This window comes from Gordonia soli NBRC 108243 (genome assembly GCF_000334455.1).
GTDB classification, from domain to species: Bacteria; Actinomycetota; Actinomycetes; order Mycobacteriales; family Mycobacteriaceae; genus Gordonia; species Gordonia soli.
In genome coordinates, this window is sequence record NZ_BANX01000014.1 from 82757 (window position 1) to 109487 (window position 26731).

Here is a 26731-nt window from a genome sequence, read left to right on the forward strand (position 1 = left end):
GCGATCAGCCCGAGGCCTCGGACTTGATCTGCTCGATGGCGTCGTTGAAGCCACCAGAGGTCAGCGACGAGCCAGACACCTTGCTGACGTCGAGGTCGTCGATCTTCTTGCCCACGACGAGAGCGTCGATGCCGCTCTCGAACTTGCCCTGGTACTCCTTCGACGTGCCGCGCGTCTCGCTGGTGTCCAGCGTCAGTGCGGTGATCACGGAATTCGCCAGGGTGACGGTGACGCCGACCTTCTGCGGTCCGCCCGGCGAGGTGTAGCGACCGGTTGCGGAGTACTCCCCGTCGCGATACTCGCCCGATGCCGCTCCGCTCGTCTGCGCCGATCCCGCTGCACTCGACTCGGTCCCCGACTCCGCGGACGTGGCGGCGGTGTCGGTCGGGGTCTCCGAACTGCAGGCGCCGGCAACGAGGCCGATGGTCGCCAGCGCGACGACGAGGCCTCCGGTACGACCCGCGGTGGAGCCGGTGAGGATCTGAGTCATGACCCGATTGTGCCGGTCAGCAGACCGTCACGGGCGGCGACGACCCGAATTGAAAGGTAATCCACAGGTAAAGCGCCTGTGGCTCACCGATCAGCGACCGGCCGCCGCGACCCGCGCCTGGATGGCGTCGATGAACACCGTGCCGATGTCAGACGGGGTCTCGGCGACATAGGTGGTACCACCGGTGGCATCGGCAATCGCCTTGAGCGCCTGCGTGTCCGCGTCCTCGGAGATACCGATCGTCAGCACCAGCACCGGGCGGGCCGGGTCCTCGAGTTGCTTGAGCTGCCCCAGCAGTTCGTCGAGGCTGATGCTGTTCGGATCCTCGTTCTTGCCGTCGGTCATGATGATCACGCTGTTGGAATAGTTCGGATCGTAGGTGTTCTGCACCTCTTTGAACGCGGCCAGCGTCGTGTCGTACAGACCGGTGCCGCCGCCCAGCAACTGCAGCCCGTCGCGGACCGCCTTGGCCAACGCCTGTCGGTGCGTGCCACCGTCGGCCGCGGGAGCATCGAGCCGGCGGATCGGCGCCATTTCACGCCAGTCCTGGCCGGGACCGCCCTTGTCGATGCCGAACGCCCAGCCACCGATCATGGTGTTGTTCGGGAACAGCTTCAGACCGGCCGTCGATGCGTCGATGAGCAGCTGCGCGCGGGTGCTCGAGCCGGCCGGGGCATCCATCGACCCGGAGGTGTCCTCGACGACCAGGGTGCGGATGGGGACGCCGAGGACCTGCCACTGCCGGATTGCCTTGTCGACCTGGGTCGGGTCCTTCAACTCGAGGGTCTTCACCTGGCCGATACCGCCGTCGATCGGCGCGGCGTCCGGAGCGCGATAGCCCGCGCTGGTGAGGCTCGACCGGCCTGCGTCGGAGTTGAGCGCGTCCTGCAGCGCCTTGCCCGCCTTGGCCGCCTCGTCGCGCTTGCCGGTACCGGCGGTGTTGACCAACGGGTAATCGAGCAGGACGGTGCCGTCTGCGGGAACCGATGCCTTCAGCTCCGACCCCGGATGGGTCCGGGTGAACAGCAGGTACTGCTGCTCGGAGGTGACCACCGGGACCTCCGACGTGTTCGCCAGGTTCAGTCGGGTGCCTTCGTTGTCGTTGGCGAGTCGGGCGTTGTTCTGCTGGATCGCGAGCACCGTCATGGCCTCGGTGAGCTGCTCGGAGGTCAGTTTGGAGTCGTTGACCTCGGCCAGCGCACCGATGATCGGCGCGTCTCCGGTGCTGGTGTCGATCGGGCTGCCGGTGCGCAGGTCCGACAGCTTCATGACGTCGACCCAGCTGTTCAGCTCGGGGAGCTTCTTGCCGACGACGACCGTCGGTGAGGTGGCGACCGACGGTGCGATCAGGTCGAGATCCTTGCGGACCTGGGTGGTGACCCGACGTGCCTGCACCTGCGAGTCGGGGACCCATAGGTCCGGCGACTGGTCGCCCTGGGTCAGCTTCCCGGGGATCTCGGCGCCGGGCGTGGCGGTCACCACGTAGTCGTAGCAGGAGTCCTCGGATGCCGTGGCCGCGACGGACCGTAGCGGCGCGTCCATCGCCGGGTCGGCCGCCACCGCGATCCGGGTGCGCTCGGCACATCCGACGGCACCGGTCCGCCACAGGATGAACCCGGCGATCAGGGCGATGACCACGATCAGTGCCGCACCGGCCCAGATCCAGACGCCTCGACGACCCGAACGCGCCTTGCGATGGGCGAAACCGAACTCCTCCTCGGAGCCGGCAGCCACCGCGCGCCGTGAGCCGGTGCTCGGTTCGGCCGACCCTCCCGCATCCCCCGAGCGGGCCGTCGGCCGTGAGATCGGGCCGGAACGCGGTGCGGATTGCGCCTTGTTCGGGCCGGTGTCCTCTCCGAAGCGCCCCCCGTTCGGGCGATCGGCGTCAGAGCTGTGACGCCCCATGATGTTCCCCTATGTGTTTTCCCGGACGCGACCGTGTCAGGTCGTCGCGCCGAAGACGTCACGGAAGTTCGCCAGCGACTTCCGCAGATCCCCCGATACAACCTTGGCGGCCGCCTTGCCCGCCGGACCCATCAGCGGCAGGCCGCCGAGGTCAATAGTGAAGGTTACTGTCGATCCGGTGTCCGTGGGGGCGACCGCGAGATCGAGTTTCGCCTTGACGCCGCCCTTGCCGTTGCCTTTCAGCAGCACGTGCTTCGGCGGCTGGTACTCGGCGACGGTCCACTGGAATCGCACCCGGGTGCCCTTGAGTGCGATGACCGAGGCCACCTCGACGCCCTCCGCGATCTCGTCGGGTGCCGGGAGCTCGCTGCGCCAGCCCTCGTGCAGCGTCAGCCACTCGGGATACCGCGCCAGGTCCGTCGCCGCCGACCAGGTATCTTCCGGTGACATATCAACGTCGATGGAGTCGCTCGTCTTGGCCATGGTCTCGAAGCCTAGCGTCAGCGCGAACGCGCGCGACCTGCTGGGTTCTCACCTGGTCGGTCACGGCGTCACGATCCGGGTGACCGAGGTCGAGGCCTACGGGGGTTCCGACGACCCGGCATCGCACGCCTTCCGGCGGACACCGCGATCGGCCATCATGTTCGGGCCGACCGGCCGGCTCTATGTCTATCGCATCCACGGACACCACTGCGCGAACGTGGTGACCGGGCCGACCGACCAGGGCGCCGCGGTGCTCATCCGGGCCGGGGAAGTCATCGAGGGCATCGACGTCGCCCGCGAGCGCCGCAGCAGCAGACGCACCGACGGACGCGAGATCCCGACCTCTGCGCTGGCCAGGGGGCCGGGCAACCTGTGTCGCGCGGCCGGCATCACGATGGCCGACCTCGACACCGACCTCGCCAACCCGACGTCGGTGCACCTGAGCGTCGGGGATGCGCCGACCGCTGTCAGCGTCGGACCGCGGGTCGGGGTCCGCCATGCTGCCGACGTGCCGTGGCGATTCTGGGTCACCGACGATCCGACCGTCTCGGCGTATCGGCGACACGCACACGCCGCGGCCGACTGAGGGTCGACCGCGGCGCGGATCAGGCCCGCCCGATGCTTCGGGTGCACGCCTGCGGAGATCGGCCCTACTGGGCGGGCGGGGGGTTCTGCGGGTCCTGCTTCGGCGTGTCCTGCTGCGGTGCCTGCGGGGCCTGCTTGGGATCGGCACCGACGGCCTTGCGAGCGGCATCCTGCGCCTTGTCGACCTTGTCGGCGTACTTGCCACCGGTCGCCTTGTCGATGGCGTCGCCGCCCTTTTCGATCAGGTCCGGGTTGCTCTTGAGGGCGGACTTGGCCTTGTCGACGAGACCCTTGAGATCCATCACAGCTCCTGGCTCAGCAGTTGAGGATGCGCCGGTCGACCGACCGCGCATGCCGCTGGGGGAATGTCCCGGCGCGGCCACCCGAGTCTATGGCGTGTCCGTCGATTCGGCAGTCGCGGACCGTTCGCGGGATGCTTCCGACGGTGCGATCGCGGAACCGGGCGCCTGCCGGGCGGCGGCCACCCGCGGGACGATCCGGGAGACCAACTCGACGGCCACGATCCCGACTGCCGCCGAGATCAGCGCGACCGACGTCTTCTGCCAGTTGGTCGAGTCGAGTTTGAACAGCTCCTGGGTCCACGGCCAGGCGAAGATGATCACGTATGCGAGCGCCGAGACAGCGATCAGCACCACCTTCCACCAGGTGTAGGGCCGTGCCACGACGGCGAGCACGTAGACGGCCACCGCGATCAGGGTTATCAACGCGGCGGTCGCCGCCTGGGTCTGAGCGGGCGAGAGATCGACCGAGTCCTTGCCGCCGATCTCCACCCCGGCACCGCCGGGATTGACGATCACGTAGGTGACGAAGGTGGCCAGACCGACGATGATCCCGTTCGGCACCGCCTGCAGCAGCACACGACGGACGAATCCGGTCCTGGCCCGCTCGTTGTTGGGTGCCAGCGACAGGATGAAGGCCGGGATGCCGATGGTGAACCACGCCGAGATCGTCACGTGGATGGGCTGGAACGGATAGCTCAGCGACGCGAAGCCGAACACCTTGCCCGCAACGCCGCCGACTCCGACGAACAGCGCGAGCAGCACGGCGTAGACCGTCTTCGTCAGGAACAGGTTGGAGACGCGCTCGATGTTGCCGATGACCCGTCGGCCCTCACCCACCACATACGGCAGGGTCGCGAACTTGTTGTCCAGCAGCACGATCTGCGCAACCGACCGTGCGGCCGAACTACCCGACCCCATCGCCACGCCGATGTCGGCGTCCTTGAGGGCCAGCACGTCGTTGACGCCGTCGCCGGTCATCGCGACGGTGTTCTCCCGCGACTGCAGCGCCTTGACCATGGCGCGCTTCTGGTCGGGGCGCACCCGTCCGAAGGTGACACCGTCGGCGACCACATCGGCCAGTTCGTCGGTGTCGGTGGGCAGGCTGCGCGCATCGACCGATGTCGCGACGGAACCCAGACCCAGCGATGCGGCGACCGCGCCCACCGACTGGGCGTTGTCACCGGAGATGACCTTCACATCGACGTGCTGGTCGGCGAAGTAGTCGAGCGTGGAGCGGGCGTCGGGCCGGACGCGCTGCTCCAAGACGATCAGCGCCACCGGCAGCACGGTCCCAGGCGCGACCGCGCCGTCGGCGGGTTCGGTGTCGACGGGTACGTCGGTACGCGCAAGCAGCAGGATGCGCAGTCCGGTCGCACCGGCCTCGGTCGCGTCGTGGGCGGTGGGGCTCTCCGGATCGAGCAGGACGTCGGGTGCGCCGACCAGCCAGTTGCCCACGTCGTCGCCGGAAGCGTCGGCGAAGGACATGCCGCTCCACTTCTTGGCGGACGTGAACGGCTCGATCGACGTCGTCGACCATTGCGGCGGGGTCGCGAAGGCCTCGGCGATGGCCTGGACGCTGGCGTTGGGTCGCGGATCGTGGGCGGCCAGTGCGGCGAGGACCTCGCCGAGCCGTTCTTCGTCCAGGCCGTCCGAGGCCTTGTCCACCCGGCGGACCTCGGCCAGTCGCATCCCGTTCTCGGTGAGCGTGCCGGTCTTGTCGGCGCACACCACGTTGACCCGGGCGAGGCCTTCGATGGCCGGCAGCTCGTTGACCAGGCATTTGCGTCGGCCGAGCCGGACCACACCGACCGCGAAGGCGATCGACGTCATCAGCACCAGCCCCTCGGGGACCATCGGCACGAGCGCGGCCACCATGCCCAGCAGCGACGCCTTCAGACCGTTCTGGCTGATGAACAGCTGGTTGACGATGGTGAGCACGCCGGCCGGGATCAGCAACCAGGTGATGACCTTGAGGATCTTGTCGATGCCGGACCGCAGTTCGGAGGACACCAGGGTGAACTTGGACGCCTCCGCGGCGAGTTGCGCGGCGTAGGCGTCGGCACCGACCTTGGTGGCCCGGTAGGCGCCGGAGCCGGCGACCACGAAGCTGCCCGACAGGATCTGATCACCCGGCGCCTTGTCGACCGCGTCGGCCTCGCCGGTGAGCAGTGACTCGTCGACGTCGAGCGCGACCGATTCCACCGTGACGCCGTCGACGACGACCTGGTCGCCCGCGCCGATCTCGATGATGTCGTCCAGCACCACCTCGTTGGGCGAGATCTCGGCGACCACCCCGTCGCGGCGCACCAGCGGACGCGTCTGCCCGACGATGGCCAGCTTGTCGAGGGTCTGCTTGGCACGGATCTCCTGGATGATGCCGATCGCACTGTTGGCGATGATGAGCAGGCCGAAGAGTCCGTTGATCAGCGAGCCGGTGAAGGCGACGATCGCGAAGAGCACGCCGAGGATGGCGTTGATACGGGTGAACACATTGGCGCGGACGATGTCGGCGACCGAGCGTCCGGACCGATCCGGTAGCGAGTTGACCCGACCGTCGGCGACGCGCTCGGCGACCTGTGCCTTGGTCAGTCCGGGATCGGCGACCGCGACGGCAGCGCCCGACGCCGCCGGATCTGCGCTCACGCGGACGCCTCCCACCATCGGGGGTCGGCGACTCCGGTGCCGGTCCGCGATGCGAGGTCGATCGTGCCGCCCGGCGGCGGAACCAGCGCGGTGACGCCCGCACGCTCGGCCGCCGGCAGCAGACGCTGGATGGGGTCGGCCCAGGAGTGCCGGGCGAGGTTGAAGGTGCACCAGTGGATGGGTACGAGGACCGAATCGCGACCGCCCGCGCCGGAGACCAGGTCGTGCACCGCGACCGCCTCTTCCGGGTTGACGTGGATGTCGGGCCAGAGCGGGTCGTAGGCGCCGACCGCGATCAGCGTCAGGTCGAAGGGGCCCGATCGGTCACCGACAGCCTCGAAGCGTTCGGTGAACCCGGTGTCGCCGGAGAAGAAGAACGAGTGACCCGGTCCGGCCACCGCCCAACTCGCCCACTGGGTCAGATTGCGCGACAGGCCTCGTCCGGAGAAGTGCCGGGCCGGGCAGCAGGTGAACGTCAGTGTGGTGGCGCCGACCGTGATCTCGATCTGCTCCGACCAGTCGGCCTCGCGAATCCGACGATGGTGGATCCCCCACGACTGCAGGTGCGCGCCGACACCCACCGGGGCGACGAAGATCGCATCGGGTTGGGTGACGGCGATGTCGACGACGGTCGCGGTGTCGAGGTGGTCGTAGTGGTCGTGGCTGATCAGCACGACGTCGAGCGCGGGCAGCTCGGTGGCCGCCAACGGTGCACGGTGCATCCGCTGCGGACCGAGGACCTGCGACGGTGAGCACCGGCGACTGAACACGGGGTCGGTGAGTACGCGGACGCCGTCGAGCTCGACGAGGGCCGACGCGTGGCCCAGCCAGGTCACCGCCAGGTCGGAGACCTCGTCGGAGAAGGTCGGGGTGAGCACCTCGATCGGTGCGGTGGGTCGTCCCGGCCGTCGGAGCATGTCGATGGCGACCTTGACGTCGGCGTCGAGTTCCTCCGAGGCAGCCTCGGCATTGGCGAACCGACCACCGGTCTGGAAGGCGGACCCGGAGATGTGCGGCCAGATCTGCTCGCGGGACGCGCCGATGGCCCGGGCAGCGGGCAACCCCGCCGCGGCCAGTCGGCCGAGCGCGGCGTCGGCCACGGTGACGCCTGTGGCACTGAGAGTGGTGACGGCTCTCGACGCGATGTCGGCGCCGAGCGGGAATCCGGTGGAGCTCACCCGCACCACAGTAATCCTGGTCGGCTGATCTGCGGCGTCTTGCGTGCCGGATGTCGTCGGACACGCCCAGCTCGTCGGCGATTCTCGGCAATTGGGTTAAACCGCGCTAACCGGGTCACACGTCCAGGGAGCGCTGATATTCTGCTGCGAGCATTGTCGAGCACGTGCGCGACGCGCATGTGGCAGGGGAAAGTAGACAGTCGTTGCCACGTATGTCTGTCGACCAGCGTCGTTCGGCGCTCGTCGAGGCCGCCTACCGCGTCATCGCCGACCACGGCGTCGAGGGAGCGACCACCCGTCGCATCTGTGCTCACGCGGGGATGCCGTTGGCCAGTTTCCATTACGCATTCGAGAGTCGGACCGCACTGCTGTGCGCGGTGATGGACACCGCGGTCCCCTCGGACATCGCCCGCATGTTGGAGGCCATCGTCCCGAGCGCGGTCGACACCGGCACCACCGGGCGCGCCGACATGCAGATCAACATGGATCTGCAGTTCCGCGCGTTCTACGCGCTGCTCAAGACGGATCCGGGCCGTATGCAGGCCACCATCTCGCTGGGGATCTACGCCCACAACCATCCTGAGCTGCAGAAGGTCGGGAAGCAGATGTACGAGCGCCTCTACGGTGTGGCCGCTCTCGGTCTGCGTCTGGGCGGCGAGCGGTCGGGCATCACGTGGTCGGAACCGGTGGAGGATCTCGGTCCCGTGGTGATCGCAGCGACCAACGCCATCACGCTCATCTATCTCAGCACCGCCGACGATGTGGTCGTCGAGAAGATCATCGAAGCGGCCGTGCGCGAGATGATGTCCTATGTGGTGGAGCCGGCGCCCGCTGCCGACTGATCGTTCGTGATCGGGAGCAGGACCGGGAGAACCGTTGCGGCACCCCGGTCCCACTCTCGTCACCCCGGGTGTGACGTCACTGCTGCGCCGGCAACACGTGCAGGCCGCTCTTGTCGCACGACAGTGCGAGCGAACTGATGTACTGCTTCTCGCCGTCGGGGCCCGGGACCGCGGAGGCGATCATGTCCGGTCGCTCGAACTCGATACCGGTGACACAGCACAGCAGCTTCGCGTCGGACGGGTTGCCGTGTTCGTCGTACATGGGCAGGTCGATGCCGTCGTCGGTACGACGCAGGTAGTACCGCCCCTTGGTGGCGAGGGCGATGATCGGCGGCAACACCAGCGCGAGCACGAGCGCGACCAACGGCGAGTACGGCTGGATGGCGTCGCCGAAAACGTGGAAGTACACCAGGATCGACACCGTGCCGGACACGATCACCGAGCCGAATCCAACCGGGTTGACGTTGTAGAGCATCCCGCGGCGGAACTCGGGCTTCTTCGGTGAGATCTTCAGCAGATACTTGTTGATCGCGATGTCGGAGGCGACGGTCACGATCCAGGCGATCGCGAGGTTGGCGTAGAAGTTCAGCAACTCGTTGAGGAAGCTGAACATGTTGGCCTCCATCAGCACGATGGCGATGGCGACGTTGAACACGAGGAACACCAGCCGGCCCGGGTAGGTCTTGGTGACACGGGTGAAGCTGTTGGTCCACGCCAGCGATCCCGAGTAGGCATTGGTGACGTTGATCTTCACCTGGCTGATGACGACGAGGATCACCGCGAGGGTCAACGCGAGCCAATGCGGCATGAATTCCTCGTAGACCGCCAGGAACTGGTGCACCGGCTCGTTGGCCACGCCGGCCTGTTCCGCGAAGTTCATGATCAGGTAGACGGCCAGGAACAGTCCGACGACCTGCTTGATGGCACCGAACAGCACCCAACCGGGGCCGGCCGTGAGAACCGCGGTCCACCACTTGCGATTGTTCTCCGGGGTCTTCGGCGGCATGAACCGCAGATAGTCGATCTGTTCGGCGATCTGGGCAATCAACGAGAGGCAGACGCCTGCGGCGAGCATCGTCCCGGCGAACGAGACGCCGTGGCCCGCTTGGCCGTCGGTGCCGCCGCTGAACGACAGGAAGTCACCGATGGCATCGGGATGCTTGACCACGAGGTAGCCGAACGGCAGCACCATCATGATCAACCACAGCGGGGTCGTCCAGACCTGAAGCTTGGCAAGGGTGTTCATCCCGTAGATGACGAGCGGGATGATCAGCACCGACGAGAGCAGATAGCCCAGCCACAGCGGGATGTTCAGTCCGAGCTTGAGACCTTGGGCCATGATGGAGCCCTCGAGCGCGAAGAAGATGAAGGTGAACGACGCGAAGATGACGTTGGTCAGGACCGAGCCGTAGTAGCCGAATCCGCTTCCGCGGGTGATGAGGTCGAGGTCGATGTTGAATCGTGCCGCGTAGTACGAGAGCGGATAACCGGTCAGCATGATGACCACGGCGAAGAACAGGATGCCCCACAACGCGTTCCCGGTGCCGTTGGCGATGCCGATGTTGGCACCGATGGCGAAGTCGGCGAGGTACGCGATGCCGCCGAGCGCCGAGATCGCGACGACCCCGGGACCCCACTTGCGGTAGCTGCGGGGTGCGAACCGCAGCGTGTAGTCCTCGAGACTCTCGCGCGCTGCCGCGGCGGCGGCGCCGGTCGCGAGTACTCCTCCGGAGTCCGGAGGAGCCTGTTCATTCGTGGTCATCACCGTCTCCCTGCGTCGTGGATGCTGACGGGATGACGCTAGGGAGATGGTGTTGCCGGGAATTTGTGCGTCTGTTGCGCTCCGGTTACGAACTGCGACGCGATCAGGAGCCGGTGAAGTGAGGTGACCGCTTCTCCTCGCGGGCGGTTCGTCCTTCGCGGAGATCCTCGCTCTCCCATGCCCGCACCATCGCCGACAGATGCTCGGGGAGCGGCTCGTCCCGCGCGCCGTCGCCGTTGAGCACGAGCTTGTAGTGCTGCAGCGTGAGCGGGGCGAGGTCGGCGATGGTGGCCGCCCAGTGCTGCGCCTCGGCCAGGTCGCCGATCCGGTTGGCGAATCCCAGCGTCCTGGCCTGGTCGGCGCGCAACGCATCGCATCCGATGAGGATGCCCGCGGCGGTACCGGCGCCGACCAGCGACACCAGCCGGCGGATCGTCCACTCGTCCACGGCCACACCGATCTTCGCGGCCGGGATACCGACGGTGGCCCCGGGGGTGAGCACGCGGAGATCGGCGGCCATCGCCAACTGGAGTCCGGCACCGAAGGCGGATCCGTTGAGCGCCGCGATCACCGGGACGGATGTCGTCTCGATCTTGCGGAGCGTGGCGACCAACAGGTCCAGGAACGAACGGTCGTACACCGGGCCGGACAGGTCGGCACCGGCGCAGAACACCGGTCCGCGTCCGGTGAGGACGATCGCCCGTGCGCCGGCCTCCCGGGCCTCGTCGAATGCGGCGGACAGCGCGGTGACCATCTCCTCGTCGAGCGCATTGCGCTTGTCCTCACGGGCGAGTTCGATCGTCGCCACGGCTCCGTCGACGCTGGTGTGGATCATGGAGGCAGCGTACCGAGCGTCGCCCCGCTCGGCGGGACGGCCGCGATCGGCCCGCACACGTCGGTGTCGCGGGGCGTCGTGGCAGGCTGGCGTGGTGAGCGTTGAGCCGTCCCCACCGATCGACGACCACTCCGATGTGCTGGTCATCGGTGGCGGACAGGCCGGACTGTCCACGGCATACTTCCTGCAGCGCTTCGGGCTCGGCGATCGCTACCAACTACTCGACCACGCCCCCGATTCCGGCGGCGCCTGGCAGTTCCGCTGGCCGACATTGACGCTCGCGACGGCCAACCGTGTACATGATCTTCCTGGTCTCGGTCTGATCGAAGCGCTCGGCGACGACCGGCCGGAGGTCGCCGCGAGGGCCGCGGTCCCGGAGTACTTCCGCATCTACGAGGAGCGGTTCGGTCTCCGCGTCCGGCGACCGGTGCACGTCCGGTCGGTGAAACGGGTCGGAGACGGCTTCGTGACCCACCTCGGCGACGGTCGACAGATCACCAGTCGGACCATCATCAATGCCACCGGGACATGGGACAGGCCCTTCATCCCCCACATTCCGGGCGCCGAGGAGTTCGGCGGCCGCCAGCTACACACCCACGACTACACCGGACCCGCCGACTTCGCCGGCCAACGCGTCCTCGTCATCGGGGCGGGGATCTCCGCGGTCCAGTTGCTGATCGAGATCGCCCGCGAAGCCGAAGGCGCGCAGACGTTCTGGTGTTCGCGTCGGGAACCGGAGTTCCAGCGCCGCGAATTCGACCCGGAGCAGGGGCGGGCGGCGGTCGCGCGCGTGGAGGAACGCGTGCGCGCCGGTCTGCCGCCGACCTCCGTCGTATCGGTGACCGGTCTCGCGTCGACACCCGCGATCGAGGCGGCCCGGGCCGACGGCATCCTCGACTGGCGTCCGATGTTCACGCGCATCACCCGGACCGGCGTCTGCTGGGATTGCGGGCCGGGACCCCCGACCGGCGCCGAGCGGCTCGATGTCGACGTCCTGTTCTGGAACACCGGCTTCCGGAGCTCGCTCGATCACCTGTCGCCACTACGTCTGCGCGGGCCGGGCGGCGGGATCGTGATGACCGGTCGACTCACCACGACGGTCGCCTCGGACCCGCGGATCCAGCTCGTCGGATACGGGCCGTCCGCATCCACGATCGGCGCCAACCGTGCAGGTCGCGAGGCTGCGCGGATGGTGGCGGAGCTACTCGGCAACGACTGAACCCTTCCACCTTCAGTTTAGGGCGATGATGTGGGCTTGCGGCAAGGCCCCTAGAGGGGTGCAGAATCGCAGGGCCAGTGCCCTTCACCTGCGTAGGAGAGTGTGTGAACCACGTCTGCGGACCGCTTGACGACGGACCGTTTTTCCATGGAACGCGGGCCGACCTAGGGCCGGGTGAGTTGCTCAGGGCGGGGTTTCGGTCGAACTATCGGCCCGAGATCACGATGAACCACATCTACTTCACTGCGTTGCGGGACGGGGCCGGGCTGGCGGCGGAGATCGCCGCCATGGACGGGGCGACGCCGCACGTGTATGAGGTGCAGCCCACCGGACCGTTCGAGAACGACCCCAACGTCACCGACAAGAAGTTCCCGGGCAACCCGACACGGTCGTTCCGCAGTCGGGCGCCGCTGAGGGTGGTGCGCGAGATCGACGACTGGGCACGGCTCAGCCCGGCCGCGCTGCAGATGTGGCGCGATCGGCTGGCCACTATTCGCGCCGGCAACCACGGCGACATCCTCAACTAAGAGTTCCCCCTGTAACGGCCTTGCTTCCCACGCTTGACAATGTGTTGTGTTTTCCTAACACTGTGATATGTGAGTCCGGTCCGTCGCGGGGACAAGCTCCCCATCTACAACCGCATCGGCGTCCTACGCGCCGAACGGCGGATGTCGCGTGCCCAGCTCGCCGATCTGGTTGGCGTCAACGTCCAGTCGGTGGGCGCGCTCGAGCGGGGCGACAACTACCCCAGCCTCGATCTCGCGTTCCGCATCTGTGACGTCTTCGACCTCCCGGTCGAGGCCGTCTTCAGCCGCACCGAGTTCGGCGCGATGTCGGCCGAGCTGTACCGCCGGTCGTCGACGACCAGGGGGACCGCGGTCCAGGCCGGCACCGCGACCGACAACGGAGGAGACCGATGAAGGACCCCAATTCGGCCATCCCGACGGAGGCCCAACCGGCGCTCTGGCGCCGTTACGACGAGTGGCGCGGCCGACGCCACCTCGACTTCAACGAGCGCTACGCCGGGCAGCTACCCCAGTGGCGCAATCGCCGGACGTTCCGCCGACTGGTGATCGCGCAGATCATGCTGATGATCCTGGCCGTGGCCAGTGCGGTCACCTCCTTCTTCACCGGATGGTTCTACATCCCCTTCGTCCTCAGCATCGTCGGATCGATCACGGTGATGTCGTTGCTGCGGATCGTCACCGGCTCGGTCGCCGACACCCCGGCGTCCGCGCTCGACGAGATCCAAGCAGCCCAACGGAACTCAGCGCGTTCGATGGGCTTCTTCGCCCTGTACTCGCTGATGTTCATCCCTTACGTCGTCCTCGTCTGGCTGGGCACCCGAGACGAGGTCGACGGCTCCACCGTCTACGGGGTCGCCGTCCTGCTCATCTGCCTGATGGTGGTCGGCGCACTCGTGCCGTCGCTACTCGTGGCGTGGTGGATGGACGATCCCGATCCCGAGGATTTCGAGACCTACCCCGAGAGGAGCACCGAATGACCGGCGAACTCGTCGTCGACGGACTGCACAAACGCTATGGCGACCTGGTTGCGCTGCGCGACATGACCTTTCATGTCTCGCCCGGCGAGATCTTCGGATTCGTCGGAAGCAACGGCGCAGGCAAGTCGACCACCATGCGCATCATCCTGGGAGTCCTGGCCGCCGACTCCGGCGAGGTCCGGTTGGGGGCGACACCCATCGACTTCGACGGTCGTCGGCGGATCGGGTACATGCCCGAGGAACGTGGGCTGTATCCGAAGATGAAAGTCGGCGATCAACTCGCCTTCCTGGCGCGTCTGCACGGGATGGACAACGCGACGGCGGCCGACGCGGTCGCCCGGTGGACGCAGCGCCTCGGCGTCGCCGAGCGGGTCGACGACAACGTCGGTGACCTGAGCCTGGGTAACCAGCAGCGTGTCCAGTTGGCCGCGGCCCTGATCCACGATCCGGCGGTCCTGGTGTTGGACGAGCCGTTCTCCGGCCTCGACCCGGTCGCGGTCGACGTCATGAGTGACGTCCTCAAAGAGAAGGCGGCCGAGGGTATCCCGGTCATCTTCTCGTCGCACCAACTCGAGTTGGTCCAGCGCCTGTGTGATCGGGTGGGCATCATCGCCCGCGGCGAGATGAAGGCCCTGGGTCGGGTCGACGAGTTGCGCAGTCGAGGAGGCGTGACCCTCGAGGTGTCCGGGCCGTCGGCGGACAGCCGTTGGGCCGACGGATTGCCCGGCGTCACCGCGGCGACCTATGGCGAGAGCGTCACCGAACTCCGCATCGACCCCGCGGTCGCCGACGACCAGGCGATCCTGGCGGCGGCACTGCGAACAGGTCCGGTGCATCGCTTCGCCACATCCACACCGACCCTGACCGAACTGTTCCGAGAGGTGGTATCCGCATGAGTTCCCCCACCGTGTCCGACAACGGCGCGTTCCGGTCCATCTGGCTGATCGCCGAACGTGAGATCGTCACCCGGGCCCGCACGAAGTCCTTTGTCATCAGCACCGCACTGCTGATGGTGGTCATCGTCGTCGGTGCGATCGTGCTGGCCGCGTTCACCGGCCGCGACGACGCCAAGAAGATCGGTGTCGTCGGTGCAGATGCGTCGCTGTCGCAGACCATCTCGGCCGTCGGTTCCGCGACCGACACCAAGCTGGACGTGGTGACGCTGGACTCCACTGATCAGGCCCGGAGTCAGGTCACCGCAGGCGATCTCGAGGCCGCCCTGGTGCCCGACGCCACCGCGACGTCACAGATCCTGATCAGCAAGTCCGGCGTCGACCCGACCATCGACGGAATCCTGCGGGGCGCAGTCGACCAGGTCGTCACCACCCAGGCACTCGCCGCACGCGGGGTCGATCAGTCGACCCTGCCGCGCGCCTCAATCACGGTCGAGCAGACCCAACCCGACAACCCCGACGAAGGGCAACGGATCGTGATCGCGCTGGTGGGCACCATTCTGCTGATCACCGCGATCATGATGGGCGGTTCGATGGTCGCGGTCGGTGTCGTCGAGGAGAAGACGTCTCGGGTCGTCGAGATCCTTCTCGCCACGATCAAACCGCTGCACCTGCTGTGGGGCAAGATCATCGGCATCGGCGCCATCGCACTCGCACAGGTCCTCGTGCTGGGCGGGACCGCACTCATCGCCGGCAAGGCGACCGGATTGCTCACCATTCCCGGTGCCGCACTGGGGATGTTCGCCGCGGTGATCGCCTGGTTCGTCCTCGGTTTCCTGTTCTTCGCGACGCTGTACGCGGCGACCGGCGCCCTGGTCTCCCGACAGGAAGAGCTGAGCGCGAGCTCGGCGCCGCTCACCATTCTCGCGATGGCGGTGATGTACTCGGGCATCTTCGGAATCCAGGCCCTCGACTCCACCATCGTCACCACGCTCAGCTGGATTCCGCCGTTCAGTGCAGCGCTGATGCCGATCCGGATCGCGACCGGCGACGCATCGGCCCTGCAGATCATCGTGACCTTCGCCTTGATGATCCTCGCCTGCGCGATCGCCACCTGGACCGCTGCGCGCATCTACCAGCGCACGATCCTGCGAACCGGCAGCCGGGTCAAGTGGAGCGAGGCACTCTCGTTGAGCCGGTAGCACTCTCGCTCGCACGGCCGGATGTGTCGATCGCCGACACATCCGGCCGAGTCGTCGTCAGAGCGCGGCGTTGACGGACTTCTCGACCGCGGCCGGGTCGTCGACGGTCAGCACCAGCCGGTGATACTTGCCGGTGCCGTCGAGCTCGATGACCACGTTGCGGACCGGATCGCCGACGTTCCAGAAGGATCGCTCACCGTCCCGATGAAAGGTCCCCGCGTACTTACCCGGGATCGCCAGACCCGGCGCGCGGATGCCGCGCTGCTCGCGGCGGACGCCGGTGTCGACGGTCGCTCCGCGAACAGAACTCAACGGGATGTCGAGCTGTCGGGTGAAGCTCCACAGCTTGTCGAGGCCGCGCGGCGCGACGATCAGCCGATCCCCTTGGACGGTAACGGTGTTCACGTGGTCTCCGATCTCTCCAGTCCGGCGCGGCGCAGGAGCGCGGCACCGAGTGCACGGTCGTCGATCTGCTGAGCGGCCAGCATCGCCCCGATCTCGTCGCGCACCGTCTCGTCGTCGGGGGCGAGCTCCAGCAGCGCCACCAGCAGCAGGTCCATCGTCGATGCCGGCGATCGCAGCGCCGCGAGGAAGAGTCCCCGCTTGCTGCCGAAGGCGTTGTACAGGCTGGCACGTCGGATCTGTGTGGCCGCCAGGATCTCGTCCACCGACGCCGCGCTGTATCCCCGCGTGGTGAAGACATCCACGGCGGCAGCCAGAACGGTGTCGGTGTCGAATGCTCTGGGTCGGCCCACGAACCCATAATAGACCGAACAGTCAAAAACTGTCGAGTGCGGCCCTCAGCGCGGTGTCAGCGGGAGGCCGCGTCGATCATCGTCGCGGCGCCCCGCTCGTGCCGCACTCAGGACGCTGCGTGATCCACCTTGGCGAGGAATCGTCGGAAGTGCCGATCGAAGCGTGTCGCACTTTCCGCGAGGATTTCATCAACAGGCCACCAACGGACAGAATCGAACTCACTCGGATCGTGGGTCACTTCGATTCCTCGGTTCAGCTCGATTGTGTACCAGAGGCTGACATCGACGTGCGCCCCCACTGAATCGACCGACGTGACCGTGATGAAGACCGGATCAGCCGCAACGCACCGAGACGCCAGTTCCGGATCGATCGCCAACTCCTCCACGATCTCCCGTACTGCGGCATCGCGTGGGCGCTCGCCAGGCTCGACGTGACCACCGGTCGGCAGCCAGAGGCCAGCCTTTCGATGCTGCCCCAGGAGGGTCGACCCGTCGAACGGATCGATAGCGACGATGTATGCCACCAGATGCTTAGGAGGCGTTGCAGGCCGTTCCCGCCGCACGAGGTCGCCCGTGGATCGAATCCACGCAGCGACATCCTCCATGTGCGCCTGTTCGAGCTCATCATGCGGCCGCAGTCGCGAGACGATTCGATTCAGGAGCGCGCCGAGATCCATCGGGACACCATGACAGGCTCCACCGACATCGTTCACACCGCAGGCGGATTCAACCGGGCAAAAGCCTCCTGCCGACGATACGGGAAGTGCGGGTACGGGACCTCGGTCGCGGAGACGTCGTCGAGTCGCCGGATCTGGTCGTCATCGAGTCGCCATCCTGCCGCGGACAGGTTGTCGCGCAGCTGTTCTTCGGTTCGGGCGCCGATGATGACCCCGGCGACCGTCGGACGAGATGACACCCAGTTCAGTGCGACCTGCGCGACCGTGCGGCCGGCCTCCTCCGCGATCTCGGTCAGCACGTCGACGATCGCGTACAACCGCTCGGCGTCCACCGGCGGCCCCGCATCCGCGGTCACATGCAGCCTGCTGGTCTCGGGCAGCGGCACGCCCCGTCGGATGCGACCGGTCAGCCGCCCCCATCCGAGCGGGCTCCACACCAATGCCCCCACACCTTCGGCGAGCCCGAGCGGCATGAGATCCCACTCGTAGTCGCGTCCGATCAGCGAGTAGTAGACCTGGTGTGCGACATGACGGACGCGATGTCTACGGTCGGCGGCGGCGAGTTCGCCCATGAGCTGCCACCCGGCGAAGTTCGAGACCCCGGTGTAACGGATCTTGCCGACGCGGACCAAATCGTCCAGGGTGTCGACGACCTCGTCGAACGGAGTCAACGCATCGAAACCGTGCAGCTGGAAGAGGTCGATGCGGTCCGTGTCCAGGCGACGGAGCGCGGCATCCACCACCCGATGCAGACGCGCCCGAGACGTGCCGATGTCCCGAGGCCCGTCGCCGGTCGGCAGCGCCGCCTTGGTCGAGATCACGACGTCGTCGCGGCGGCCGCGGAGTGCGGCTCCGAGCACCTGTTCAGAGGCCCCGTCGGAGTAGACGTCGGCGGTGTCGAACAGGGTGACACCTGCCTCGAGGCAGATGTCGATCATCCGTCTCGCCTCGTCGACGTCCGTGGCGCCCCACGCGCCGAAGAACCTTCCGCGACCACCGAAAGTGGCTGCGCCGAAGCCGAGTTCGGACACCACCAACCCTGATGTGCCAACCGTGCGATATTCCATCGATACTCCTTAACGGGTCTGTGTTCCTGTTAGTACCATAACCCATTCGGGTCATTAATGGAACTACGATTCCTTTAGCGATCGGGTCCGCGTACCATCGGCGGTGTGCCCAGCACCCCCAACACCCGGCCCGGCGGACGGACCGCCGCGGTGCGCGCCGCCGTTCTGGACGCCACCGAGAACGCGCTGATCGAGGACGGATTCGCCGGGATGGACCTACCTGCCATCGCACGAGCCGCCGGGGTCGGCAAGACGACGGTGTACCGACGGTGGGGCACTCCCCAGGTCCTCGTCGCCGACCTGCTCGACCAGATGGCCGGCCAATCGGTGCCCGCCACCCGTACCGGCGACCTCCTCGCCGACCTACAGGCCAACGCCGAGCTGGTCGTGGACACGCTCGCCGACCCACGCCAAGGTCGTCTGTTCGCCGCGCTGATCGCAGCGGCCACACACGATCGCAGCACGCGAGCAGCGCTGGACGACTTCTATCGCACACGTGTCGACGAGTGGTCGCAGTGTCTGGCCGATGCGGTCGACCGCGGCGACGCCCCCACCGACACCGACGCAGCGGAAGTCATCCGCCATCTGTCCGCCCCGCTCTACTACCGGTTTCTCACCACGTCGTCGGCGCCGACCCGGGCTGACGCCCAACGATCGGTGCGCGCCACCGTCGCAGCGCTGCGGGCGGGGGTCTTCGCCGACTCCGGGTGACGGCCCGCACCGTTGCCGTTCCCTGTCCGCGGAAACCGTTTGCGACCGTCGACGGACTCGACCGCGACGGCCGTCCGTGCGCTCACGATCGCGGGCGCCCCGGCCGTCGGAAAGTCGACCGCTGCCTGGGAACTCCTGCGAAGTAGTTGGTCCGACGATCGAGTGACGGTATTCGTCGATGTCGAGCAACTCGCATGTCATGCACCGGTGACCGATCCGGCCATGAACCGGGGGCACTGTGCCGCACCATCATCGACGGATACGTCGCGGCCGGCGCGGACGAGGTGGTGATGGTGATCCGCGGGCCGGACTCGGCTGTGGCAGACCACGCCGATTCGGTACGAATCCTCCTCGATGCCTCCGACGGCACACTGCGCGACCGGATTCGCCTGCGAGTCGCCGGCAGCCCCGCCCGCCTTCCCGGCGACGCACTCGTCGGCGCGTCACAGTCCGAGCATGACCGCCTCACCGACGTCTCGACGGCCGCCGCCGCGTCGCTCCATGCCTCACAGTGGGGCGCGATCATAGACATGACGGATCAGATGATGTCCGAGACGGCACACGCCGTGGGAGTCGCGGCCGACGGTCGGTGACGAGCGACGAGCGACGAGCGACGAGCGACGAGCGACGAGCGACGAGCGACGAGCGACGAGCGAGTGTCGGATCATTGCTTTCCCCTACCCTGGAGAGACAACTGACGATGCTGGAGAGGATGGTCGCAACATGGGTTCACATGCGGACGACATCCGCGCAGACGTCCTCCACCATCCGGTTCGCTGGCGTATCGCGCAGACATTGATCGGTCGCGAGTTGACGACCGCCCAGGTGTCGGAGCAACTCGACGACATCTCGCATGCGACGCTCTATCGACAAGTCGCCATCCTGATCGACGCCGGGCTGGTCGAAGTGGTCTCCGAACGGCCCAACCGTGGTGGCGTCGAACGCACTCTACGTCTCGCGACGCCGGGCACCGACGATCGCGGCGGCACCGTGACCGACGAGCAGGTACGAACCTACTTCACCGTCTTCATCGCCGGACTCAGCGGTGACCTCGACCGCTATCTCAGTCAGCCGCAGATCGACCCCGTCGCCGACCACGTCTCGTTCCGGCAGGCGGCTTTGTGGCTCTCGGATACCGAGCGTGCAGAATTCGCTGCCGCCCTGGAGAAGTTCTTCGCTCCATTTCTTGACCGGCCGGCGGCGCCCGGGCGACGCCGGCACGTCCTGTCGACCGTGTTCCTTCCGGACACCTGACACCCTGGGCTTCGACCTAGGACCGAGACAGGGCCGGCACGGTAGCAACTCGAATCTCCGCGCCGCAGCCGACTCCCGTCAGCCCCCGCTCGTGAGTGCATCGACCACCTGCTGCGCGCGTGGAGTGCTGATGATCAATTCGTCGTAACCGATCTTCTTGGCCGCCTCGTCATTGAGCGTGAGACGCACGGCCGGGATCCGGCGCTGCACGCTGAGATATCGACTCTTCGACGTACCCAATCCCCACCGACCGATCTTCACGACACCGGTGACGACCAGTCCAGCGCGCCCTCCTGGCGCCACGGAGTAGCGCGTCGGGTGCACCACCCGCTCGACGCCGTCGAGATCGGATCTCGAGAGGATGAACTGCTCTCGACCACCGGCAAAGAACTTCTCCCACCATCGCAACTCGACACGGACTCGTCCGTTCGCTGTGTCGATCGAGGCCATCGCTAGCTCCTTCCACTGATTGATATCAATAATGATATCAATTGAACCGGTGCGAGCCAAGCAAATTCGTTGTGAACGATTCGACGCCGGCCGTCAGTGGCTCATCGGGCACACCTGGGAAGACTTCGCGTGATCGGCCTCGCCGCTGTCAGATCTCGCCGAACCGGCGGAGCGCTTCCTCGCGTTCGGCCTTGTGATCGACGATCGGCTCCGGGTAGTCGTCGGTGCCGGCTTCGGGAACCCAGCGGCGCACGTACTCCCCGTCGGGGTCGAACTTGCTCTCCTGCGTGGTCGGGTTGAACACCCGGAAGTACGGCGCCGCATCGGTTCCCGTGCCGGCAGCCCACTGCCAACCATGCTGGTTGCTGGCCATGTCGCCGTCCATCAGCTGATCGAGGAACCACTCCGCACCCCACCACCACGGCAGGTGGAGGTCTTTGACGAGAAAGGAAGCGGTGATCATGCGGACCCGGTTGTGCATGAAGCCGGTCTCACTCAACTGCCGCATACCGGCGTCCACGATCGGGAAGCCGGTTCGTCCGGCCTTCCACGCGTCGAAGCGCTCGTAGGCCTTCTTGTCGGTGTCGAGATCGATGTCGTCGAACTGCGAATTCCAGTTGCGCCAAGCACTTTCGGGCCAGTGGAACAACACGTCGGCGTAGAAGTCGCGGAACGCCAACTCCCGCAGGTAGGCCTGCGCCCCTTTTCCGCGGCCGAGATCGGCGGCGAGAGTGCGGGGATGGATGTTGCCGTACTTCAGGTAAGGGGACATCCGACTCGTCACGTCGTTGTCGGGCCGGTTGCGGTCGTCGTCGTATCCGGCGAGGTCGTGTTCGACGAACTCGGCCCACCGCTCCTGCGCGGCCCGCTCACCCGCCGCCAGCGACAACTCGACCGGGGCAGCCGGGATCCGAATTCTTCCCGACTTCGTGATCTCCTTCGGGTCGAGAAGATCCGACGTGGTGATCGTCGACGATGCGGGCTTGCGCCAACCGTGCTCGGCCCATCGACGGTGAAACGGCGTGAAGACCTTGTACGGTTCGCCGTCGGACTTGGTGACCCGCCCAGGAGAGACGAGATAGGGCGAACCCTCGGCTTCGAACGGAGTGTCTCCCAACGCATCCACGACGGCTGCGTCGCGCCGGCGGCCGAACGGCGAGTAATCCTCGCTCGCATGGACCGAGGTCGCGTCGACGGCATCGACCAGGCGTGGGATCTCGACATCCGGGCGTCCGCGGACCACGAGCAGCCGTCCCGAGAGTTGCTCGTCCAGATCACGCAGGGAGTCGAAGAGAAAGCTCAGTCGCCGATCACCAGAGGACTTCTCGAGCCTCGGGTCGACGACAAAGCAGACCAGGACCTGCTCGGCCGCCTCCTGCGCTGCGATGAGCGGAGGGAGGTCGGCCAGGCGCAGGTCCCGGCGTAGCCAGAGGAGGGCGGTGGAAGTCGTTTACCCCACACCCAGCAGGTCGATGACGAAGACCAGGGTCTTGCCCGAGAGGCGGTGGCCGGCACCTTCGGGACCGTAGGCCAGCTGCGGCGGGACCGTCAGGCGGCGGCGTCCGCCGACCTTCATGCCGGGGATCCCCTCCTGCCAACCCGGGATCAGACGCTCCAGCGGGAAGTTCGCGGACTGTCCACGGTCCCACGAGGAGTCGAACTCCTCGCCGGTGGCGAACTCGACGCCGACGTAGTGGACGTCGACCACGCCACCGCGCTGGGCCTCGTCACCCTCGCCCACGATCAGATCCGTGATCTGCAGCTCGGTCGGTGCCGGTCCCTCGGGGAACTCGACTTCGGGCTTCTCGGTGCTGGTCACGAACTCTCCTTTGAGTCGGTCGATGTCAGGAGCCGGTGCCGTCGTCGCGGAGGCACCGGCCGCGGCCCCGGCTGGCCGGGGACAAAGGCTAGCGTCCGGCGATCTCCACGTAGTCACGCTCGGTGTAGCCGGTGTAGAGCTGACGCGGACGACCGATCTTGCCGGTCGGGTCGGCGTGCATCTCCCGCCAGTGGGCGATCCAACCCGGGAGACGTCCGAGCGCGAACAGCACCGTGAACATCCGGGTCGGGAAGCCCATCGCACGGTAGATGACGCCGGTGTAGAAATCCACGTTGGGGTAGAGCTTGCGCTCGATGAAGTAGTCGTCGTTGAGGGCGACTTCTTCCAGGCCCTTCGCGATGTCGAGGAGATCGTCCTGCACGCCAAGCGATTCCAGGATCGTGTCCGCGGTCTTCTTCACGATGGCCGCACGCGGGTCGTAGTTCTTGTAGACCCGGTGTCCGAAGCCCATCAGCTTGACGCCGGCCTCTTTGTTCTTCACCCGGTTCATGAAATCCTTGGTGTCGCCACCGGACTCACGGATCTCGTCGAGCATCTCGAGTACGGCCTGGTTGGCGCCGCCGTGCAGCGGGCCCCAGAGCGCGTTGATGCCACCGGAGATCGAGGTGAACAGGTTGGCCTGCGACGACCCGACGAGACGGACTGTCGACGTCGAGCAGTTCTGCTCGTGGTCGGCGTGCAGGATGAACAGCATGTCGAGGGCCTTGGCGACCTCGGGGTTGACCTCGTAGGGCTCCGCGGGGAAACCAAAGGTCAGCCGGAGGAAGTTCTCGACCAGGCTGTAGGAGTTGTCCGGGTACAGGAAGGGCTGTCCGGTCGACTTCTTGTACGCGTACGCCGCGATGGTCGGGAGCTTCGCAAGGAGGCGGATGGTCGACAGCTCGACCTGCTCGGGATCCTTCGGATCGAGCGAGTCCTGGTAGTACGCCGACAGCGCGTTGACGGCACTCGAGAGCACCGGCATCGGGTGGGCGTTGCGCGGGAAGCCGTCGAAGAACCGCTTGAGGTCTTCGTGCAGCAGCGTGTGCCGCTGGATCCGCTCGGTGAAATCGGAGAGCTCGGACGGGGTCGGCAGCTCACCGTAGATGAGCAGGTAGGAGACCTCGATGAAGGTCGACTTCTCGGCGAGCTGGTCGATCGGGATGCCGCGGTACCGCAGGATGCCCGCATCGCCGTCGATGTAGGTGATGGCCGACTTCGTCGACGCCGTGTTCACGAACCCGCTGTCGTAAGTGGTGAGACCACTGTCGGCGAGGAACTTGCCGAGCGCGACGGAGTCGCTGCCCTCGGTGGCCTTCAGGATCGGGAGCTCCAGCTGTCCACCGGGGTAGGTGAAGGTCGCCGAGGCGGTGTCAGACGCCTGGTCAGCTGGGACGGTTTCAGCGGACACACGAACCCCTTTACTCAGGTACGTCGTTTGCAGATGTGTCCGGGTTGGGACACTCCTCTACAAAGCTAGTCGGTACTCAGCTCGCCCGCCCACGGAGGGTCGGCGCCCGGACGCCCCACGGTGACCGCAGCGACCTGACCTGCGAAGGCGGCGACCTTCCGCCACTCGTCGGGGCCCAGTGCACGAACAGCGTCCGGCGAGAGTGCGCCGAGCTGATCCAGCTTGCTTAACACACCACCCAAGACGCTGTCACCTGCACCGATGGTGTCGGCCACGGCTACCGACGGCGCCGGCGCGCTCACGATGTCGGTCGCGGTCCGGACCGTGATGCCGTCGGCACCGGCAGTTGTGACCACCGCCACCACTCCGGCCTCCAGCCACTGGTCGGGGCCGGTGCCGGATGGGCCCTCGGCCAGCCAGGCGGCGTCCTCGTCGGACAGTTTCACGACGTCGACGGACCGCACCCACGCCGCGAACCGTCTCCGGTAGGCGTCGGGATCGTCGATGACGGCGGCTCGGATGTTCGGGTCGACCACCACGAGGCGGCCCTCCTCGTGACTGCGCCGCAGGACCGCCTCGTAGACGCTCGCCCCAGGCTCCAGGACCAGCGACAACGTGCCGAAACAGACTGCTGCGACAGTCGCCGGGAACGCGCCGGGGTCGGCAACCGTGCGGTCGGCCGTACCCGAGACGTAGAAGGAGTACTGGGCGCCACCGCCGGGGCCGATGGTCGCGAGGGCGAGGGAAGTCGACTCGGACCGCCGCTGGACGAGCGACGTACCCACGCCACTTGCCTGCAACGCGCCGACGATGGCCTCGCCGTAGTTGTCGGTGGAGACCGCCGAACACAAGGTGACCGCGCTCCCCAGCCGCCCCAAGGTGATCGCGACGTTGAACGGACCACCCCCGAGCGCGGGCTGCAGCGGGGGAAGACGCCCTCCGTCGCGGGAGACCGGCGCGCCGGCGACCACGTCGACGAGCGCCTCACCGCAGACGACGATCTCTCTCACCGCGCACCTCTCGACGTCGCATTCACCAGGTCATCGTCGAGTGTGCCACCGCCCACGCCCTGACCTCGGTAGGTTTGCTGCATGCGAGAGTTGCCCGCCGGACTCGACGCTGTGCTGCTCGACTTCGGCGCCGAACCCGATCCGGCTGTCGCCGTGCGGCGTTCGGCGGCGGCACTGCGATCGGCCATGGCGGCCGGACGTCTCCCGGAGATCACCGACGTGATCCCGGCGGCCCTCACCATCCTGGTCCAGGCCGAGATCGGTTCCGGCGTGGACACACTGGGCGTCCATCGGGCTCTGCGTGACGGCCCCCGCCGTGACGACTCCCCCGGCGTCTCCACGCCATCCGAGATCGTCGTGCCGGTGCGCTACGACGGTGCAGATCTGGACGCCGCGGCGGACTCCGTCGGACTGACCGTCCCGCAGCTCGTCGCACTGCATCAGGACACCACGTGGCGGGTGCAGTTCATGGGCTTCGCACCGGGCTTCGGCTATCTGGTGCCCACGGACGACGACAATCCGTTGACCCGGATCGGCCGGCGGTCCGAGTCGCGCCCGCGGGTTCCGGCCGGATCGGTCGCGGTGGCTGCGGGATACAGCGCGGTGTATCCGCGCGAGAGCCCGGGCGGGTGGCACCTGCTGGGCCACACCGACATCGAACTCTGGGACGAGACGGCCGACCCGCCCGCGCTCCTCGCGCCGGGCGCCGTCGTCCGCTTCACCGAAAGGGACGGTCGGGCCCGTCGCGAGGAGCAGCGTCGGGGGCACCGGCGGGGACGCTCGACGACGGACGCGACCGGATCGCTGACCGTGCTGGCCACCGGTCCGCTCGCGACCGTCCAGGACCTCGGTCGGCCCGGGTACGCGCACCTGGGTGTCCCGCGTTCGGGAGCGACTGATCGGACCGCGGCGGCGCTGGCGAATCGGCTGGTCGGCAACCCGGAATCGGCGGCGACCGTCGAATGCACCCTCGGTGGACTACGGGTGCGGGCCGACATCGACCTGCTGATCGCCGTGACCGGCGCCGACGCCCCGGTGAGCGTCGATGGCCGACCGGTCGGCACGCACGGCGCGCAGGCGGTGACCGCCGGAGCCGAGGTCCGCGTCGACGTCCCGCCCCGGGGGTGTCGGAACTACCTCGCGGTCCGCGGCGGGATCGACGTTTCCGCGGTGCTCGGCTCGCGCTCCACCGACATACTCTCCGACCTGGGACCGGCGCCACTGTCGGCCGGTGCGGTCGTGCCGATCGGTACCGGGGCGTCGGGCTGGCCGTCGACGATGACCGCCCCCGCTGATCATCGGCTCGACGCGGTGATCGACCTCGACGTCCACACCGGTCCACGCTCGGCACTCCTCGCCGACGTCGACGACCTGTTCGTGGCCACCTGGATGGTGACCCCGGAGAGCAACCGTGTCGGGGTGCGCCTCACGCGCCCCGAGGCATCGCCCGCTCCGATGGTCGTCCACCGTGCCGACACGGGAGACCCGGCATCAGAAGGGATTCCGCACGGCGCGGTCCAGATCCCGCCGTCGGGTCGGCCGGTTGTCTTTCTCGCCGACCATCCGGTGACCGGCGGTTATCCGGTGGCCGCCGTGCTGACCGTCACCGCACTCGACCGCGCCGCCCAACTCGTGGCCGGAGACCAGGTCCGATTCCGCCCGCGCTGAGCGCGTGAGCTACGGCACCGGGTCCAGCGGCCGACGTCGCGTGGTCGCGCGGGACAGTTCTGTCGC

Annotated in this window: 29 protein-coding genes; 12 read left to right on the forward strand and 17 right to left on the reverse strand. The window is 67.3% G+C overall.

Annotated elements, in window-relative coordinates; translation table 11 throughout:
- Positions 1 to 4 precede the first annotated feature (4 nt).
- The 3 genes from GS4_RS10300 to GS4_RS10310 form a co-directional block, all read right to left on the reverse strand.
- Positions 5 to 490: an FMN-binding protein gene (locus GS4_RS10300; protein ID WP_007620239.1), complete on the reverse strand. Its 486-nt coding sequence runs from the start codon at positions 488 to 490 to the stop codon at positions 5 to 7.
- Positions 491 to 580: 90 nt separating this feature from the next.
- Positions 581 to 2395: a substrate-binding domain-containing protein gene (locus GS4_RS10305; RefSeq protein ID WP_007620240.1), complete on the reverse strand. Its 1815-nt coding sequence runs from the start codon at positions 2393 to 2395 to the stop codon at positions 581 to 583.
- 36 nt (positions 2396 to 2431) lie between these two features.
- Positions 2432 to 2878: a type II toxin-antitoxin system Rv0910 family toxin gene (locus GS4_RS10310; protein WP_007620241.1), complete on the reverse strand. Its 447-nt coding sequence runs from the start codon at positions 2876 to 2878 to the stop codon at positions 2432 to 2434.
- Here GS4_RS10310 and GS4_RS10315 point away from each other — a divergent pair.
- Positions 2856 to 3464, forward strand: coding sequence for a DNA-3-methyladenine glycosylase (locus tag GS4_RS10315; protein ID WP_007620242.1), 609 nt, complete (start codon positions 2856 to 2858; stop codon positions 3462 to 3464). The two genes, GS4_RS10310 and GS4_RS10315, sit on opposite strands and share 23 nt — an antisense overlap.
- Positions 3465 to 3528: 64 nt before the next feature.
- On the opposite strand, the gene GS4_RS10320 is transcribed toward GS4_RS10315, so the two are convergent.
- The 3 genes from GS4_RS10320 to GS4_RS10330 form a co-directional block, all read right to left on the reverse strand.
- Positions 3529 to 3765, reverse strand: a complete 237-nt coding sequence (locus GS4_RS10320; protein WP_007620243.1) for an antitoxin — start codon at positions 3763 to 3765, stop codon at positions 3529 to 3531.
- An 87-nt stretch (positions 3766 to 3852) separates the two neighbouring features.
- Positions 3853 to 6426 (reverse strand): HAD-IC family P-type ATPase, encoded by a 2574-nt coding sequence (locus GS4_RS10325; protein ID WP_083862696.1) that lies wholly within the window; start codon positions 6424 to 6426, stop codon positions 3853 to 3855.
- Positions 6405 to 7595: an MBL fold metallo-hydrolase gene (locus GS4_RS10330; protein WP_007620247.1), complete on the reverse strand. Its 1191-nt coding sequence runs from the start codon at positions 7593 to 7595 to the stop codon at positions 6405 to 6407. The genes GS4_RS10325 and GS4_RS10330 overlap by 22 nt, the downstream gene beginning before the upstream one ends.
- Before the next feature lie 203 nt (positions 7596 to 7798).
- Between GS4_RS10330 and GS4_RS10335 the strand changes: the two genes are divergently transcribed.
- The gene (locus tag GS4_RS10335; RefSeq protein ID WP_007620253.1) at positions 7799 to 8428 is read left to right on the forward strand and encodes a TetR/AcrR family transcriptional regulator; all 630 of its coding nucleotides are present in this window, start codon (positions 7799 to 7801) and stop codon (positions 8426 to 8428) included.
- Positions 8429 to 8504: 76 nt separating this feature from the next.
- Here GS4_RS10335 and GS4_RS10340 read toward each other — a convergent pair whose 3' ends face one another.
- Both GS4_RS10340 and GS4_RS10345 read right to left on the reverse strand, forming a co-directional pair.
- Positions 8505 to 10190 (reverse strand): purine-cytosine permease family protein, encoded by a 1686-nt coding sequence (locus GS4_RS10340; RefSeq protein WP_007620254.1) that lies wholly within the window; start codon positions 10188 to 10190, stop codon positions 8505 to 8507.
- Between the two features lie 103 nt (positions 10191 to 10293).
- Positions 10294 to 11025, reverse strand: a complete 732-nt coding sequence (locus GS4_RS10345) for an enoyl-CoA hydratase (protein ID WP_007620256.1) — start codon at positions 11023 to 11025, stop codon at positions 10294 to 10296.
- Between the two features lie 91 nt (positions 11026 to 11116).
- Here GS4_RS10345 and GS4_RS10350 point away from each other — a divergent pair, with 91 nt between their 5' ends.
- The 6 genes from GS4_RS10350 (at position 11117) to GS4_RS10375 (ending at position 15843) form a co-directional block, all read left to right on the forward strand.
- Entirely contained in the window at positions 11117 to 12244 is a 1128-nt protein-coding gene (locus tag GS4_RS10350) for an NAD(P)-binding domain-containing protein (protein WP_007620258.1), read from the forward strand.
- A 104-nt stretch (positions 12245 to 12348) separates the two neighbouring features.
- Positions 12349 to 12771: an NAD(+)--rifampin ADP-ribosyltransferase gene (arr, locus tag GS4_RS10355; protein ID WP_007620259.1), complete on the forward strand. Its 423-nt coding sequence runs from the start codon at positions 12349 to 12351 to the stop codon at positions 12769 to 12771.
- 69 nt (positions 12772 to 12840) lie between these two features.
- Positions 12841 to 13164: a helix-turn-helix transcriptional regulator gene (locus GS4_RS10360; protein ID WP_007620261.1), complete on the forward strand. Its 324-nt coding sequence runs from the start codon at positions 12841 to 12843 to the stop codon at positions 13162 to 13164.
- Positions 13161 to 13748 carry a hypothetical protein gene (locus GS4_RS10365; RefSeq protein WP_007620263.1) on the forward strand — a complete coding sequence of 196 codons (588 nt, stop codon included), beginning with the start codon at positions 13161 to 13163 and terminating at the stop codon, positions 13746 to 13748. Before GS4_RS10360 ends, GS4_RS10365 begins: the two co-directional genes overlap by 4 nt.
- Positions 13745 to 14644 (forward strand): ABC transporter ATP-binding protein, encoded by a 900-nt coding sequence (locus GS4_RS10370; protein WP_007620264.1) that lies wholly within the window; start codon positions 13745 to 13747, stop codon positions 14642 to 14644. The genes GS4_RS10365 and GS4_RS10370 overlap by 4 nt, the downstream gene beginning before the upstream one ends.
- Positions 14641 to 15843 carry an ABC transporter permease gene (locus GS4_RS10375; protein WP_007620274.1) on the forward strand — a complete coding sequence of 401 codons (1203 nt, stop codon included), beginning with the start codon at positions 14641 to 14643 and terminating at the stop codon, positions 15841 to 15843. The genes GS4_RS10370 and GS4_RS10375 overlap by 4 nt, the downstream gene beginning before the upstream one ends.
- A gap of 57 nt (positions 15844 to 15900) precedes the next feature.
- Here the strand turns inward: GS4_RS10375 and GS4_RS10380 are convergent, their stop codons facing one another.
- The 4 genes from GS4_RS10380 to GS4_RS10395 all read right to left on the reverse strand — a co-directional run bounded on the left by GS4_RS10380 (position 15901) and on the right by GS4_RS10395 (position 18342).
- Positions 15901 to 16248: a hypothetical protein gene (locus tag GS4_RS10380; RefSeq protein ID WP_007620275.1), complete on the reverse strand. Its 348-nt coding sequence runs from the start codon at positions 16246 to 16248 to the stop codon at positions 15901 to 15903.
- Positions 16245 to 16598 (reverse strand): TetR/AcrR family transcriptional regulator, encoded by a 354-nt coding sequence (locus tag GS4_RS10385; RefSeq protein WP_007620276.1) that lies wholly within the window; start codon positions 16596 to 16598, stop codon positions 16245 to 16247. Before GS4_RS10385 ends, GS4_RS10380 begins: the two co-directional genes overlap by 4 nt.
- Before the next feature lie 107 nt (positions 16599 to 16705).
- Positions 16706 to 17275, reverse strand: a complete 570-nt coding sequence (locus tag GS4_RS10390) for an NUDIX hydrolase (RefSeq protein ID WP_007620277.1) — start codon at positions 17273 to 17275, stop codon at positions 16706 to 16708.
- Positions 17276 to 17307: 32 nt separating this feature from the next.
- The gene (locus tag GS4_RS10395; RefSeq protein WP_007620278.1) at positions 17308 to 18342 is read right to left on the reverse strand and encodes an aldo/keto reductase; all 1035 of its coding nucleotides are present in this window, start codon (positions 18340 to 18342) and stop codon (positions 17308 to 17310) included.
- Between the two features lie 105 nt (positions 18343 to 18447).
- Between GS4_RS10395 and GS4_RS10400 the strand changes: the two genes are divergently transcribed.
- From GS4_RS10400 to GS4_RS10410, 3 genes are all read left to right on the forward strand, one after another.
- On the forward strand, positions 18448 to 19053 hold the full coding sequence (locus tag GS4_RS10400; RefSeq protein WP_007620279.1) for a TetR/AcrR family transcriptional regulator: 606 nt from the start codon (positions 18448 to 18450) through the stop codon (positions 19051 to 19053).
- A gap of 194 nt (positions 19054 to 19247) precedes the next feature.
- A complete protein-coding gene (locus GS4_RS10405) occupies positions 19248 to 19646 on the forward strand; it encodes a hypothetical protein (protein ID WP_007620280.1) in 399 nt (132 codons plus the stop codon).
- A gap of 130 nt (positions 19647 to 19776) precedes the next feature.
- A complete protein-coding gene (locus GS4_RS10410; protein ID WP_007620281.1) occupies positions 19777 to 20307 on the forward strand; it encodes a helix-turn-helix domain-containing protein in 531 nt (176 codons plus the stop codon).
- Between the two features lie 78 nt (positions 20308 to 20385).
- Here GS4_RS10410 and GS4_RS10415 read toward each other — a convergent pair whose 3' ends face one another.
- From GS4_RS10415 to GS4_RS10435, 5 genes are all read right to left on the reverse strand, one after another.
- Positions 20386 to 20757, reverse strand: a complete 372-nt coding sequence (locus GS4_RS10415) for a hypothetical protein (protein WP_007620282.1) — start codon at positions 20755 to 20757, stop codon at positions 20386 to 20388.
- Between the two features lie 148 nt (positions 20758 to 20905).
- Positions 20906 to 22171 carry a cryptochrome/photolyase family protein gene (locus GS4_RS10420; RefSeq protein WP_040510160.1) on the reverse strand — a complete coding sequence of 422 codons (1266 nt, stop codon included), beginning with the start codon at positions 22169 to 22171 and terminating at the stop codon, positions 20906 to 20908.
- Between the two features lie 36 nt (positions 22172 to 22207).
- Positions 22208 to 22576 carry an FKBP-type peptidyl-prolyl cis-trans isomerase gene (locus GS4_RS10425; RefSeq protein WP_007620287.1) on the reverse strand — a complete coding sequence of 123 codons (369 nt, stop codon included), beginning with the start codon at positions 22574 to 22576 and terminating at the stop codon, positions 22208 to 22210.
- Positions 22577 to 22664: 88 nt separating this feature from the next.
- Complete coding sequence (locus GS4_RS10430) at positions 22665 to 23987, reverse strand: citrate synthase (RefSeq protein ID WP_007620289.1); 1323 nt, start codon at positions 23985 to 23987, stop codon at positions 22665 to 22667.
- A 65-nt stretch (positions 23988 to 24052) separates the two neighbouring features.
- Positions 24053 to 24997 carry a carbohydrate kinase family protein gene (locus tag GS4_RS10435; protein WP_007620291.1) on the reverse strand — a complete coding sequence of 315 codons (945 nt, stop codon included), beginning with the start codon at positions 24995 to 24997 and terminating at the stop codon, positions 24053 to 24055.
- Between the two features lie 81 nt (positions 24998 to 25078).
- Between GS4_RS10435 and GS4_RS26390 the strand changes: the two genes are divergently transcribed.
- The gene (locus GS4_RS26390) at positions 25079 to 26665 is read left to right on the forward strand and encodes a 5-oxoprolinase subunit B/C family protein (protein WP_007620292.1); all 1587 of its coding nucleotides are present in this window, start codon (positions 25079 to 25081) and stop codon (positions 26663 to 26665) included.
- Positions 26666 to 26731 lie beyond the last annotated feature (66 nt).